The sequence below is a fragment of the Marinilactibacillus sp. GCM10026970 genome (assembly GCF_042660675.1).
Lineage (GTDB): Bacteria > Bacillota > Bacilli > Lactobacillales > Carnobacteriaceae_A > Marinilactibacillus.
The window spans coordinates 1-14,599 of the sequence record NZ_JBHSUL010000005.1 but is presented as its reverse complement, the minus strand read 5'-3'; the positions used below and the strand labels follow the sequence as shown (position 1 = coordinate 14,599).

Sequence of the window (14,599 nt, the reverse complement as noted above, 5' to 3'; positions counted from 1 at the left end):
AAATATCCAAAAGGAAGGTGTGAGATAGATGATAAAAGTTATAATTGATTCTGGGATTGACCAGAATGCATTTATGAAGCAAGAATATGCATACGAATTTTTGCCCCTCAGTGTCATCATTGAAGATAAAGATTATTTAGATCAAAAAGAGATTTCGTTGGAAAGAGTACACGAATATATGAGTAAAGGAATTTTACCTAAAACTTCTCAAATCACGCCTCAATCTTTATTGGATCTGCTAGATGAAGCTCGAAAAAATCGAGAGGATGTTTTGTACTTATGTATTTATAGTCAGTTCTCAGGAACCTTTCAAGTTGCTCATTCACTCATTAATGAATACAAAGTGAATCATCCTGAGATGAATGTCGAACTAATAGATTCTTTAGGAGGATCAGGCGGAGGCGCTTTGTTAGCTTTTCAAGCCTTGGAAATGGTCAAAAGTGGTATGCAGTTCGAAAATGTTGTAGATCAAACGCGTAAAAATACTAAGCATGTAAAGTATCACTTTACCTTGAATGACTTGAATTGGCTGGTAAAAGGCGGCCGTCTATCTAAAGTTGCAGGTGTAGCAGGAACAGCTTTGAATATAAAACCATATTTAACAGTGGATCATACGGGAATCATTGTCAAAAAATTGGTGCGCGGTAAAGAAAGAATCTATAAGCGAATTATTGATGATGTAAAAGAAGGTGTCGGGACATTTGATGATCAATTAGTGACAATCAGTCATGTAAATGATATCGAAGCGGCTCAAAAGCTAGAAAATATGGTTAAAACAGCTTTACCGAACGTCACTACACAAATTTTAGATATTGGTGCTGTGCTGGCAGCACACTTAGGTATTGGTGGAGTTGGCGTATTCTACTTTGATGAAAAACCAGAACACTACCAATATATCAATCAAACATAAGGCTTTAATCAGAGTCGGTCAGCTGAAAAACTAAAGCTGATCGGCTTTTCAATATACATTTGAAATGCATATTGTTTGTCAGAAAATCAATCCCTATATATACTTGGTATTAGTAATCAAATAAAAAGTAAAGGGGATACAATTATGAACAACATGACGAATACCGTTCAAGATGGTTTCAACACATTTTTGAACTTTTTACCACAGTTGCTACTAGGTATAGTACTTATTCTTGCTGCTTGGATTGTAGCGACGCTTGTAAGCAAAGCAATTTCTAAAGGGTTAAAAGCAATCGGAATCCAGAAACACTTCCAGAAATGGGGTGCGACAAATACAGAAGAGCAATCACATACTTTGATTGATACGATCAGTAAAATTGCCTATTATCTTGTATGGGTATTATTCTTGCCAGGTATCTTCTCAACTTTCGGTTTAGAAACAATTGGTCAGCCAATCATGAATATGATTGACACGGTACTAAGCTTCATTCCGAATATCATTGCCGCAGCTATTGTGTTGATTTTAGGCGTATTTGCAGCTCGATTTGTTAAGAATCTTGTCTATAATCTAGGACTTGCAGCAAATATTGACAAACACCTTTCTAAGTTGACTGGAAACAATACAGATGAAACAGAAATCGAGAAAAACAAAGGTACACTAGCAACAGTTCTAGGTAACATTGTTTTCTTCTTGATTTTAATTCCAATTATCTTAGTTGCCCTAGAAGTATTGAACATTAATACAATTGCTGAACCGATTAGCGCAGTATTAAATACAATTCTAGCGTCTATTCCAAACATTCTTGTGGCAATTGTCTTAATGATCGTTGGATTTGCTCTAGCGAAATTTGCTGGAATGATTTTGACAGATTTATTGAAAAGTACTGGAATCAATAAATACTCAACTTATCTAAAAAAATCTAGTAACGTGAATATTGATCTTGCAAAAATCATTGGACAAACAGTTGCTGTACTCATTGGATTATTCTTCTTAGTAGAAGCACTGAATGCCTTGAACCTTGTGATGTTAAATGCGATTTTAAGTGTAGTTATCGGATATGTACCAAATGTACTGTTCGCTGCGATTATTATTGGTCTTGGTTTTATTGGTGGACAATTACTTTCATCAGGAATCAAGAGTGCAACTGGAAGCTTACTAGCTGGCCTATTAACTAAATACATTTTGATTGTATTCTCAATCTTTATGGCTTTAGACCAACTGAACTTTGCTTCGGATATTGTACAAGCGGCATTCATCTTTATCATTGGTGGATTAGCTGTAGCTTTTGCTTTATCATTTGGTCTTGGAGGACGCGAGTTTGCGAAGAAACAACTTGCCCGCTTAGACAGCAAAATTGATGAAGAAACAAATAAATCAAGTAATGAAAATACTAATAATCCAACAGATTCACTATAAAAGTAAAATGAAAAGGCTGATCACATATCAATGTGATCAGCCTTTTTCTGTCTAATGATTCGATTACCAGTTCAACATTCCAAATACTAAAATGACTAGAATAGCAATGGGGGCAACATACTTAGCAAAGAACAAGATTGCTGGAGCAATTGCAGTCCCTTTTAAATCTGTCTGTTCTAGTAATTCATCTGATTTCCAAGACCACGTTCCATAAAGTGCAATGATCAAGCCACCAAGTGGTAATAAAAGGTTACCAGAGAATTTATCCATGAAATCAAGGAAAGAATCTCCGAATACTTCGATAGATACAGCTCCTTGACTTAATGAAGAAGGAACACCTACCAAGAAAATCACAAATCCGATACCCAAGGTAGCAATCTTACGAGAAACACCAAGTCTACGGATCAGATAAGCAACTACAACTTCTAAAAGTGAAATAGCTGAAGATAAAGCAGCTAATGCCAATAATACGAAGAAAGCAACACCTATAATCGCCCCAATACCACTAATGTTTTGGAAAATAGTCGGTAAAACAACGAATACTAAACCAGCGCCCTGAGTAGGGTCTAAGTCGAAAGCGAATAGTGCTGGGAATACAACCAGACCAGCGATAATTGCGAATAAAGTATCGAGTACGATAATATAAGCAGCTGAAGAAGTGAGTTTCTCTTTAGGGCTTAAATAACTACCATAAGTCAACATGATTCCCATACCAAGACTCAATGTGAAGAAGGCTTGACCAACAGCTGCAAAATAAACACTTGGATCTCCAAAAGCAGACCAGTCCGGATGGAACATGAACGTCAACGCCTCACTAGCGCCGCCGAGCGTCAAGCTGTATCCTGCTAGTAGAATTAAAAGAATACTCAAAATTGGCATCATCCATTTTGAGGAAGTCTCGATACCTTTTTGGACACCTAACATAACGATTGCAACTGTGACACCCATAAATAAGAACTGCCATCCAATCGGTTCGATAGGTGAACCGACAAATGCTTCGAAATACCCTCCAGTATCTCCTGCAACGCCACCAGTAAGGTAAGAGAAAATATACTTAAAGGACCACCCGCCGATAACCCCGTAGAAAGAAAGAATGACGAAAGCCGCAAGCACGCCCATTCCTCCAGCAACCACCCAGAAAGACTTAGGTGCTAATTTCTTGAAAGCATCAATGGCATCTGTTTGAGCACGCCGACCAATGGCAAATTCAATCAGCATAACAGGGAAACCAATAATCAATACACTGAGTAGATAGATAATTAAGAAAGTAGAACCTCCACCTGCACCCATTGCATAGGAGAATCTCCAAATATTTCCCAACCCAACAGCCGAACCCATCGCTGCTAAAATGAATCCCCAACGGGATCCCCATTGTTCACGTTCTTTTTTCATAGTTAGTCTCCTTTAAAAATGATATAAATCAGTTACCAACTGGCAATAAAGTCTTCATAGAATATTTATTATAAAATAATGGCAATAAGATAAACTGATTTCTCATTAGTCTACGTTATAAAATGAGAGAAATCAATACAATTATCTAATAAGTGTAATAACCATTTATAATTGAATGATGAAAACGTTTTATAGGTACTATTCTTCTTAAGGTAATTAATATACTTAAGTAAATGAACTTTAATAGCATTTCACTTAAGAAAAGTAACTGTAAAAGTTTTCTATATGGATTAAATTACTGTAATTAATTGCAATGGTTTATCTATTGACTGTCATTAAATCTGGATTTCTCATTTTTTATTAATGTTTATTAACCGCCGATTGTAAAATTAAGCTAGACAACTAAAAAAGCCATTCGTGGTACACTCAAAATGTATTTCCGACCAAAGAAAACATAGGAGTGATCACGAATGACCTACACCCATCTTACCACGGAAGAACTTGTAATGATAGAAGCCTATTTCCACCAAAATATATCTGTCTTGAAAATCTCGACTTACCTCCATCGGTCGCGTCAAACGATTCATAATGTCATTACTTTCCTAAGAAAAGGATATTCTGCGCTTGATTATTTCAAACAGTACAAAGAAAATAAACAGCGGTGTGGGAGAAGCTCTATTTGTTTACCGCAAGACCAGAAATCTTACATTCAAAAGATGGTCGCTCAAGGATGGACACCTGATGTCATTATAGGGCGTGCGGAGAAGCCCATCTCTTGCTCCGTACGTACTTTATATCGACAGTTCAAACAAGGGCTTTTTGATCAAACAATACTTCCAATGAAAGGAAAGCGCAAACCAAATGATCATAAGGAAAAACGCGGTAAGCAAGCTTTCAAAAGAAACATTTCTGAACGACTAAATGATTATCCTCATTTCACAGAAGAATTTGGTCACCTAGAAGGTGACACAATCGTTGGGGTTCATCATAAAAGCGCTGTGATTACATTAGTCGAACGATTATCAAAAGTCATTATTGCTTTGAAGCCCGACGGGCGTAAGGCACGTGATATCGAAGGTGCTGTAAATAACTGGTTCCAGACTATTCCAAGGAATCTTTTCAAATCTATCACGTTTGATTGTGGAAAAGAATTTTCTAACTGGAAATCCATTAGTAATCAACACGATATAGCAATATACTTTGCGGATCCAGGTACTCCGTCTCAACGAGCTTTAAATGAACATTCTAACGGTCTACTCCGAAAAGATGGTCTCCCTAAAGAAATGGACTTCAATCAAGTAGATCAATCATTTGTTTCAAAAGTCGCTTCAAATAGAAACCATATTCCCAGAAAATCTTTGAACTACCATACACCACTAGAAGTATTTTTGAGATACATTGATGGACAAGTACTGTCTAACTTAATTTGACAAATGGAAAACTTATAAATTAGTCAGAAATTTGACGAATGCTATTTTAGGTAGTTGAGTTCTTAATTTTGACACAGACAGATGAAAAAGGTTGCGGTATAATCGGTTAATATTAAAACTATTGCTCTTGAAATTCGGAAATATTAAACAGTTACTAGAAGATGACTATTATCATGGAGGAAGGCAATCTCAATATGCAAAACCAACAGAGAAAATTTATTTATGTACTGGAATCTGTGTCAGAATTACGAGAACTCTGTATTGAAGATTTTGAAGTTCTTGAGAATGCAGATGGAGAGATTGATGTTCCGCTAGACTCAGTGCTTAAGAAACACCATATGAAAATGGAAGACTTGTTTGAAATGAAAGTAGATAGAGTTTCATTGATTGAAAAAGCTTGTTCAGATCGTAAATTGATTAGAAGTATTTCTTTTGAATTTCTTAGATTGAATAAATAGCACTTTTAAAACTCGATCTAAATAAATTTAGACCATACCTATTTATACGCAGAGGGGTTTGGTCTTTTTATTTTAGAAAAAACGCATTCAGCCTAGTTAAGGAGAATCTTGTTACGAATTCTGAACCGATAGCTACTAACTTTTATGGTATAATAAGAGCAACGTCAGAGCTGAAAAGTATTCAGTAAGCTGTCGAAAGACGTTTCGCTTCATTTACAAAATGATAAGACGAAACGAAGATAGCGTAGGAGGAAAAGATAGATGGAATGGTTGTTAATTTTAATTGTACTGGTTTTTGGTCTGGTAATTTATCTTTATATACAGAATTATTATTTAGAAATTGATGAGTATACAGTAACCATACCGAAGCTACATAATAATATTAAAGGAAAGAAAATCATACAGATTTCCGATACGCATCTCAAACTGAGATATAATGAAGGTTATGTGAATCATATTCTACAAAAAATAAAGGCTCAGAACCCAGATATAATCGTTATTACAGGAGATTTAGTTCAATCTGAACAGTCTGATTTAGATCAGATTCCAATTCGAAAGCTGTGCGAAGGACTAAGTGCGATTGCACCAACTTATATGGTAACTGGTAATCATGATATTCAGACAGTGAACTTCGAAGAGTTCACTCATATTTTGGATAGTTCTAACGTAAGGTTACTTTTAGATGAAGCAGAATGGGTTACTTTCAAAGAAGATGAAGGTGGAATTGTTCTTATGGGATTAGCGGAACGTCCTAAAGATGAAGAAATTCCCAAACCCATACTAAAATATATAGAATTGACTGCTGAAATGAGTAAACAACCTAAAATTTTACTTGCACATCGCCCAGAACGTTTCAAAGAATACTTAGATGATAAAACAAAAGCACCAAGCTTAACGTTATCTGGTCATACGCATGCAGGTCAAATGAGAATACCATTTATTGGAGGCGCCTTTGCTCCAGGACAAGGTTTGTTTCCAAAATTTGACTATGGTATCTTTTCAGATGAAGAAAATCAGTCTAAAAGATTGATTATCAGTAGAGGAATCGGAAATTCAACTTTTCCTTTCAGAATTAACAACCGTCCAGAAATCGTCGTAATTACTTTAAATTAAAAAGGAAGAGGGATGAATAGGATGTCAAAATTACAACTTGGTATTATTGGAACGAGCAATATTAGTGAGATATTTGTTGAAGCAGCATTGGATACTGGAGAGTATGAACTACGAGCGGTTTACTCCAGATCTCTAGATAAAGCAGAAACTTTTGGAAATCCGTATCACTCTCAAGAAGCCATGGACGATTATGATGCATTCATTCACCATCAAGAGATTGAAGTCTTATACATTGCATCCCCTAATAGCTTACACTATAAACAAACGATTGACGGATTAAAGGCGGGTAAGCATGTTATTGTTGAGAAACCAGCCTTCACAAATCCCGATCAATGGGAAGAAGCGAGCCGAATCGCTGAAGAACAAGGCGTTGTTCTAGTTGAGGCGGCAAGACATATTCATGAAGAAAACTTCAAAAAAGTCAAAGAAGAAATCCAAAAACTAGAAAGTCTTCAAGGCGCGACACTAACCTATATGAAATATTCTTCGAGATATGATTTGGTGCTTGAAGGGCAAGAACCAAATATCTTCTCATCTAAGTTCGCAGGTGGAGCCTTAATGGATTTAGGTATTTACACACTTTACGCAGCAGTAAGCTGGTTTGGTGAGCCAAAAGAAGCCCACTATTTTGCTCAGAAAATCAGAACAGGTGTAGATGGGAAGGGGACAGCAATACTCAGATATGATGATTTTGATGTGACCTTATTATTTGGAAAAATTGCTACTTCTATGTTACCAACGGAAATTTATAGTATTGAGAAGACGTTAAGAGTCAATTCAGTCGTGGGTATTGATAAACTAGAAGAAATAAGTACGAAGGATTCAAGTGTAAAAGAAATTAAAATTCATCCTGCCGCGGAAAACACATTGTTTGAAGAAGCGAGAATTTTTGCAGACGTCATTCATAGAATAGAAGAACCTGAAATAAGAGAACGCCTTAAAAACTGGACAGAACTTGGAAAAGCTGTTAACCGTACACTCTTCAAACTTAGAAAAAGTGCTGATTTATCTTTTGATGATGAAAAGTAAGTCGAGTGATTGATTAGAAGAGTTTGTGCTATAAAAATCTTTGACACTCATTTAATCGAGAAGATTTAAGGAGGGAGCAAATATGACAAAAGTATCCATCTTACTCATATGTGCGACAGGAATGAGCACAACTATGCTCGTTTCAAAAATGAAGAGAGCTGCTAAAGAACAGAACCTAGAGGTATCAATTTTGGCAGTATCTGCAAACGAAGCAGAATCGAAGTTTGGCTCTAGAGAATTGGACATCGTATTGTTAGGACCACAAGTTCGTTACATGAAATCTAAAGTGCGCAAGCAACTTCAAGGATCAGATGTAGCTGTAGAAGTCATCGACATTAAAGATTACGGTAAGATGAATGGTGAGAAAATATTATCTGATGCTTTGAGCTTGGTCAATCCATGATAAGAAAACTCTGAATAGAATAAAGCCCTTACTTACTGATGAATTAGACTTTGGTAAGTAAGGGTTATTATATAGATTTAAACTATAACTAATTGTAAAAAGAGACGATTTTAACTTTTTTCGAAAAAGATTAGAATTAAGGGTTGTATTTGATTTTAAATTTGTGTATAGTAATTTTTGACAAGAGATTTATTTAAACATACTAGTATGTCAACATTTATCTCGAATTCACATTACATAGAAAAGGAGGGGCTGTACAATGAACAATTTAATTATAGATCAAGTACAGCAAAGTCAAATGACATTATACGTTAATATATTACGACCAAAAACCTCCTTTTTCAAAGTAGAATGGTAAATGATTCTTGTAGATTAGATTGTCAGTGTGCAATCTAGTGATCTCAAGAAACACACATAGTTGCCACAGTCTATTTCTCATGATGAGGGGTAGACTGTGTTTTTTTATGCGTAATAAAACGCTTTCGCAATTATAATATTCAGAAATCAGGAGTTATAATTTTGAAGTTGGTTCACCACCGTGCGCGTAAAAAATAAGCCATTCATATTTTGAAAAAGGACGAAAGGATGAATTTATGTTTGATGTAATAAAGAAATTGAAATTTTTCTTCAAAGAAAATGCCCTGCAATATACATTATCGTTTATTGCCTTAGGGTTAGGAAATTTATGTGCCGTACTGATTCCCAATATTGTTGGGAGAATGATCGATGATATCGTAACGAATGTTATGGATATACAAAGGCTTCAGTTTTATGTGATCAGCTTTATCGCTTTGATCATACTCACTTATTTACTCGATTTTTCATGGGTATATGGACTATTCTCTGGAGCCTACAAGTTACAGAATCAAATGCGTAGCAAAATGATGCGTCATCTGTTGAGAATGAGGGCGCCTTATTTTGAAAAGTTCAGAACAGGAGATTTAATGGCAAGAGGAACTCAAGATATCCGTTCTCTGGCAGACACCGCTGGTTATGGGATGGAAGTTTTAATGACTTCTACTGTATACTTGAGTATCTTAATTACTATGATGGGTGTATCGGTAAGTTGGGCACTGACCGCAGCAACGATCTTGCCTATGCTGCCAATGATTATTGTGTTTAGAAAAAAAGGTGCTGAAATTGATGAACGATATGAAACAGCACAGAAGTCTTTTTCTAAAGTAAATGAAGATGTTCTGGAAATGGTAGATGGCACAAGAGTCATTAGAGCTTATGTTAAAGAAGAAGATTTTATCCAAAAATTCAGAAAACAGACAGAAGATTTATATAATAAGAATAATCGTGTTGCAAAAACCGGTGCCGTATTCGGTCCAACGGTTAAATTTTTTGAAGCACTCAGTGTTGTCATTGCGCTAAGTTACGGTGCATATTTAGTCGCTTCAGGTGTCTTAACACTTGGAAATATGATTGCTTTCCAGTTATACCTTGGAATGACGATTTGGCCATTGATTGCTGTATCGGAATTGATTTTGATTCTTAGACAAGGGAGTGCTTCCATGCGCCGTGTCGAAGAAATCTTGGATGCGACAGATGGACTCGACCTAAGAGGAGAAGAAACAATCTCTGAAGTAGAAGATATCAAGTTCAATCAATTTGACTTCCGTTACACTTCAAGTGAGTCCATTAATTTGGAGAAGTTGGACTTGGACTTAACTAAAGGGAAGATGTTAGGGATTGTTGGTAAGACAGGGTCTGGTAAAACGACGCTGATTCGACAATTGTTGAATCAATATCCTGCAGGAACTGGATCATTTGAAATGGGTAAACATGCCTATGCGCATTATCAAGATCCTGAACTGAGAAGAATGATTGGATACGTTCCGCAAGACCACGTACTGTTCAGTCGAAGTGTAAGAGAAAATATCGCCTTTGGTAAAAAAGAGGCAAACGATGAAGAAATCATGAAAAGTATCCGAGATGCTTCGTTTGAAGAAGATTTAAACAAAATGGAACATGGGTTAGATACAATGATCGGTGAAAAAGGGATGTCGATTTCTGGTGGGCAGAAACAAAGAATTTCTATCGCACGTGCCTTGATCAAAGATCCGCAAATTTTAATCTTAGATGATTCACTTTCAGCAGTCGATGCAAAGACAGAGCAGAATATCATCTCAAATATACAACAAGTAAGAGCAAACAAAACGACAATTATTACGACGCATAGACTTTCAGCAGTCAAACAAGCGGATGAAATCATTGTGATGGATAATGGTCGTATCGCAGAACGTGGTACACACGAAGAGTTGATTCAGCAAAAAGGCTGGTATTACGAACAGTTCTTACGCCAGGAAGTCAAATCTAAAGAAGCAATAAATGAGGAAGGAGAGGTGAAATAATGAAGACAGTCAAAAGACTCCTCTCATATGTGAAGTATTTTAAATGGCAATTTGGTATCGGAATTTCGTTACTATTATTTTCAACCGTTACGGATTTAGGTGCGCCAATCATTGCACAAAGAATTATCGATAATGTGATTACACCAGCAGCAGAAACAGGAGAAGCTTTTGGAGACACACTGCTGCAATTGATTTTGATCTATGCAGCATTAATGCTTTCAACAGCCGCTTTCCGTTATTTTAGTCAAATTATTCGGATGAAAGCTGCAAACGGGTCAGTAAAAATGATCCGAGATCAAGTTTACGAAAAGGTACAAAAGTTACCTGTTCAGTATTTCGATAATTTACCGGCAGGAAAAGTTGTGGCAAGAATCACGAATGATACAGAATCATTGCGTCAGCAATTCTACGTAACGGCAATTGGTCAAGTCTTGATGAATGTTATGTACGTTATTGGAACGTTTATTGCAATTACCTTGTTTAACAGAATACTCGGTTTGATTTTATTAGTCTTGATTCCTATCATGTATTTCTGGGCTAAGTTTTATAGTAAATTTGCGGGGGAATTTAACCGTAGAGAACGTGACTTGAATTCGGAAGTCAATGCGAAATTCAACGAATCCATTCAAGGTATGTCGATCATTCAAGCTTTTGAACAAGAAGAGAAAACGGATAAAGAATTCTCTAAAATCAATGATGAGTGGTACGACGTCATGAAGAAATACGTTATCTTAGATGCAAGTTCTCAATTTACCATTGCGGATTTTTTACGAAGAATTACTTTACTCACTTTAATGGTTTACTTTAGTACGCAATACATTAATGGAACGCTTGGAATCTCTGTTGGTATGCTGTACCTCTTCAGTGATTATATCTCTAGACTTTATGAGCCAATTAAAGGAACGATTCAACAAATGACATTTATCCAACAAGCAGTTGCTGCGGGGGAAAGAGTCTTTGAATTGATGGATAAAGAGCCAGAAGAGAACGCTACGGAAAAAATGAAGATGAGTAATGGGCGTGTCAAGTTTTCTAATGTAGGCTTTGGTTATAGTGATGAGAAAAAAGTTTTGAAAAATATTCAATTCACCGCTGAACCAGGAGAAACGGTTGCTTTAGTTGGGCATACGGGTTCTGGTAAAAGCTCGATTATGAACTTATTATTCAGATTTTATGATCCTCAAGAAGGAATGATTGAGATCGACGGACAAAACACCAAGCTTTACTCAAGACAGTCCGTTAGAGAACAAATGGGCATAGTGCTTCAAGATCCATTCTTGTTCACAGGAACCATTTTATCCAACATCACGCTAGACAATCCAGCTATCTCAAGAGAAACGGCAATGAAAGCATTACAAGATGTCGGCGGTGACGATATGCTAAGTAAGTTTGAAAAAGGATTGGATGAACCCGTTGTAGAGAAAGGGAGCACCTTAAGTTCTGGACAACGTCAGTTGATCTCCTTTGCGAGAGCGCTAGCCTTCAATCCAAAAATTCTGATTCTGGATGAAGCAACGTCTTCTATTGATACAGAAACAGAAGACATCATTCAACATGCTATGGATGTATTGAAAGAAGGTAGAACGACCTTTATTATCGCTCACCGTCTATCAACGATTCAACATGCAAATCAGATTCTTGTATTAGACCAAGGCGAAATCATCGAACAAGGAGACCACGAATCACTTCTTGAACAAGACGGATCATATGCAGAAATGTACAAAATGCAGAAAAAAGGCCAGAAAATGGTATCATAAGCATAAATGGGCTTCTAAAAAGTCTCAGTAAAATAATAAGATTCGCTAAAAATTTCAATGAGATTTTTTAGCGGATCTTATTTGTTTATGTATGCAAAAGTCGCACGCCTTTGATATCATTAAGTCACCACAACACATTGCTGTCAAAAAGTGCTCAAAGAATCAACGATTGATCAAAGGATAAGGTTTGTATGTATAAAAAAGAAGAACTATAATAAATAATATAACAATGAATGGAGGACATATGATATGAAAGCAAAAAAATATTTCATATTACTTAGTGCACTGGCTTTATTCGGGTGCAGCGGGGAAGAGTCTCAACCTGAAGAAATAGAAAACATACAAGAAGACATAGTCGTAAATGAAGCGAACGAAGAAACTGAACAAGGGAGCAATGAAGAGGGACAAGAAACAGTAGAAGAAATCGTCATGCCTGATCCTGTGCAATATGAAGTGACTACATACATTGATGAGATAGAAGAGGAAGTGACAATCACGGTAGAAGCAGGTCCTGTTTTTGTGGAGGACGACCATGCCATCCTTCCAATTGTATTAGACAGCGACAATGAGACAGCATTCAGATTTAATCGTGCTCTGCCAGAAGAAATGGTTTTTTATGATAATACGAATAATCAATTTGACATTCGACTAGTGGACCCTGTTGAACGAACAGTTTCTCATATGGGGATTTTTTCGTGGGAACATGATACCTATAATGACGATTTATTTACTCCGCTGAGTACGTTTATAAGCGAGGGAGGTAGTACGAAAGACCGAAGACTTGTTGGAGGAGAGGGATATGCAGTTCATTTATTTACAGTATTTGATGCACCTCAGTCAAATGACGTTCATGTATTCTTAGGCAGATTAGGTCTTGTAGAAAATGTTCCTGTTGTCACTCGTGAGGAAACAACGATTTCAACATTAGCAGAAGTTTCAGCAGAATTTGATGACGAAGAAATAGGACCAGAAGAACGAGTAGACTCAAAAGGACATTTTATTTATGGGGTCCCTACACTATTAGAAGTGGTTCAACAAACAGTATCCAGTAGTGCAGTGGCAGAAGATCCGGAGGAACACCTTGAATCTATTCAATTCCGTACGATGCCTTTGGAAGTATACAGCGAAAGTCTCGAGTCTTCAGTTAGTCGAGTAGATGAGATTGAACATTCAACTATAATTTTATCTAGTGATGTGCTCTTTGACTTCGATGACTCGACTTTAACTGAAGAAGCAGATACAGAATTAGAAGCAGCCATAGCCGAGTTGGAGGGTGTAGATGGTGGAGAACTTCAGATTGTGGGGCATACGGATAACGAACACACAGAAGAATACAATCAAGAGTTATCAGAAGATAGAGCAGAAGCTGTTCACAATCGATTAAATGAATTGATGAGCTTAGAATTATTTGATGAAGTGACTACTCGAGGAGATTCTTTCAGAGAACCGATTGCCGATAATGATAATGCTGAAGGTCGTGCGCGAAATAGACGAGTAGAACTGCATTTCACACCACCGACAGAACCGATTGTTGTAGAATCAGAGACTGAAATACCAGAAACTGAAGGAGTAGAAGTAACCTATCCAGAACACGCAGATACACAGTATGGATCAGTGGAAATTGAATCGGTCAAACGAGTGGATGATCTCTTTGTGGGGAGAATAAAAGTAAACAGAAAAGATGGAATGATAGACAGGGAAGCACTCCAACAAAGAATGGACGGCGAGGTCTATGGTGCAAGAGGAATGACTCAGGGAGATCATGGATATGAAACGAGAAGAGTGGATGGCGTAACCTTATTACATAATGGACGCCGTTACTATCCGATTGATTATTACGTTGAAACGTTAGAAGGAACAGAAGGAGAATCTTTTGAAGAACGACAGGAAGGAAGAGAAGAAGAAAGAGAATATATCCTTCCGCTTTCTGATCGTTTTCTTGCTGATTCGGGAGAGTACTTTTATGCAACGGTAGTTTGGCCAGCTCTCGCTACAGATTCTGTAATCATTGATTTAGAATTTCCAGAAATGAGCGGGGATGAAGAAAGAAGAGCAGACCAAGTCGAACGCTTAGCACCCTGGCGAATTCTCGATGTGCCAGTTGAAGGCAATGATTATGCTGGAAGTGTAGATACAGCAGAAGATTCTGAAGAAGATGAAGTTGACGAAGAGAATGATGAATAATATATAAAATAAAATTCTATCTCAATTAACTGGTTCTATAATAAATGAGGCTGGGACAAAAGTCCCTTAAAATATTCAAATACAAATAAACCCTGTAAGAATTGTGCTTTTTTACAATCCTTATAGGGTTTATTCTTGTTTATAATCTCT

General features: G+C 36.7%; 11 protein-coding genes. 10 read left to right on the top strand and 1 reads right to left on the bottom strand.

Features of this window, described 5'->3' with window-relative positions:
* Nucleotides 1-28: 28 nt before the first annotated feature.
* Together ACFP65_RS02025 and ACFP65_RS02020 are read left to right on the top strand one after the other, a co-directional pair.
* Nucleotides 29-910 (top strand): DegV family protein, encoded by an 882-nt coding sequence (locus ACFP65_RS02025; protein WP_379915450.1) that lies wholly within the window; start codon nt 29-31, stop codon nt 908-910.
* Between the two features lie 144 nt (nt 911-1,054).
* Nucleotides 1,055-2,326 (top strand): mechanosensitive ion channel, encoded by a 1,272-nt coding sequence (locus ACFP65_RS02020; RefSeq protein ID WP_379915448.1) that lies wholly within the window; start codon nt 1,055-1,057, stop codon nt 2,324-2,326.
* Nucleotides 2,327-2,389: 63 nt separating this feature from the next.
* On the opposite strand, the gene ACFP65_RS02015 is transcribed toward ACFP65_RS02020, so the two are convergent.
* Entirely contained in the window at nt 2,390-3,718 is a 1,329-nt protein-coding gene (locus ACFP65_RS02015; RefSeq protein ID WP_379915446.1) for a sodium-dependent transporter, read from the bottom strand.
* Nucleotides 3,719-4,188: 470 nt separating this feature from the next.
* Here ACFP65_RS02015 and ACFP65_RS02010 point away from each other — a divergent pair, with 470 nt between their 5' ends.
* The 8 genes from ACFP65_RS02010 to ACFP65_RS01975 all read left to right on the top strand — a co-directional run bounded on the left by ACFP65_RS02010 (nt 4,189) and on the right by ACFP65_RS01975 (nt 14,449).
* Nucleotides 4,189-5,148, top strand: a complete 960-nt coding sequence (locus ACFP65_RS02010) for an IS30 family transposase (RefSeq protein ID WP_379915444.1) — start codon at nt 4,189-4,191, stop codon at nt 5,146-5,148.
* Between the two features lie 194 nt (nt 5,149-5,342).
* Nucleotides 5,343-5,606: a hypothetical protein gene (locus tag ACFP65_RS02005; protein ID WP_379915442.1), complete on the top strand. Its 264-nt coding sequence runs from the start codon at nt 5,343-5,345 to the stop codon at nt 5,604-5,606.
* Between the two features lie 261 nt (nt 5,607-5,867).
* Nucleotides 5,868-6,719 carry a metallophosphoesterase gene (locus tag ACFP65_RS02000; RefSeq protein ID WP_379915440.1) on the top strand — a complete coding sequence of 284 codons (852 nt, stop codon included), beginning with the start codon at nt 5,868-5,870 and terminating at the stop codon, nt 6,717-6,719.
* Nucleotides 6,720-6,740: 21 nt separating this feature from the next.
* A complete protein-coding gene (locus tag ACFP65_RS01995; RefSeq protein WP_379915438.1) occupies nt 6,741-7,748 on the top strand; it encodes a Gfo/Idh/MocA family protein in 1,008 nt (335 codons plus the stop codon).
* Nucleotides 7,749-7,830: 82 nt separating this feature from the next.
* The gene (locus ACFP65_RS01990) at nt 7,831-8,151 is read left to right on the top strand and encodes a PTS sugar transporter subunit IIB (protein WP_379915436.1); all 321 of its coding nucleotides are present in this window, start codon (nt 7,831-7,833) and stop codon (nt 8,149-8,151) included.
* A 593-nt stretch (nt 8,152-8,744) separates the two neighbouring features.
* Nucleotides 8,745-10,508, top strand: a complete 1,764-nt coding sequence (locus ACFP65_RS01985) for an ABC transporter ATP-binding protein (protein WP_379915434.1) — start codon at nt 8,745-8,747, stop codon at nt 10,506-10,508.
* Entirely contained in the window at nt 10,505-12,265 is a 1,761-nt protein-coding gene (locus tag ACFP65_RS01980) for an ABC transporter ATP-binding protein (protein WP_379915550.1), read from the top strand. The genes ACFP65_RS01985 and ACFP65_RS01980 overlap by 4 nt, the downstream gene beginning before the upstream one ends.
* 249 nt (nt 12,266-12,514) lie before the next feature.
* A complete protein-coding gene (locus tag ACFP65_RS01975) occupies nt 12,515-14,449 on the top strand; it encodes an OmpA family protein (RefSeq protein ID WP_379915432.1) in 1,935 nt (644 codons plus the stop codon).
* Nucleotides 14,450-14,599 lie beyond the last annotated feature (150 nt).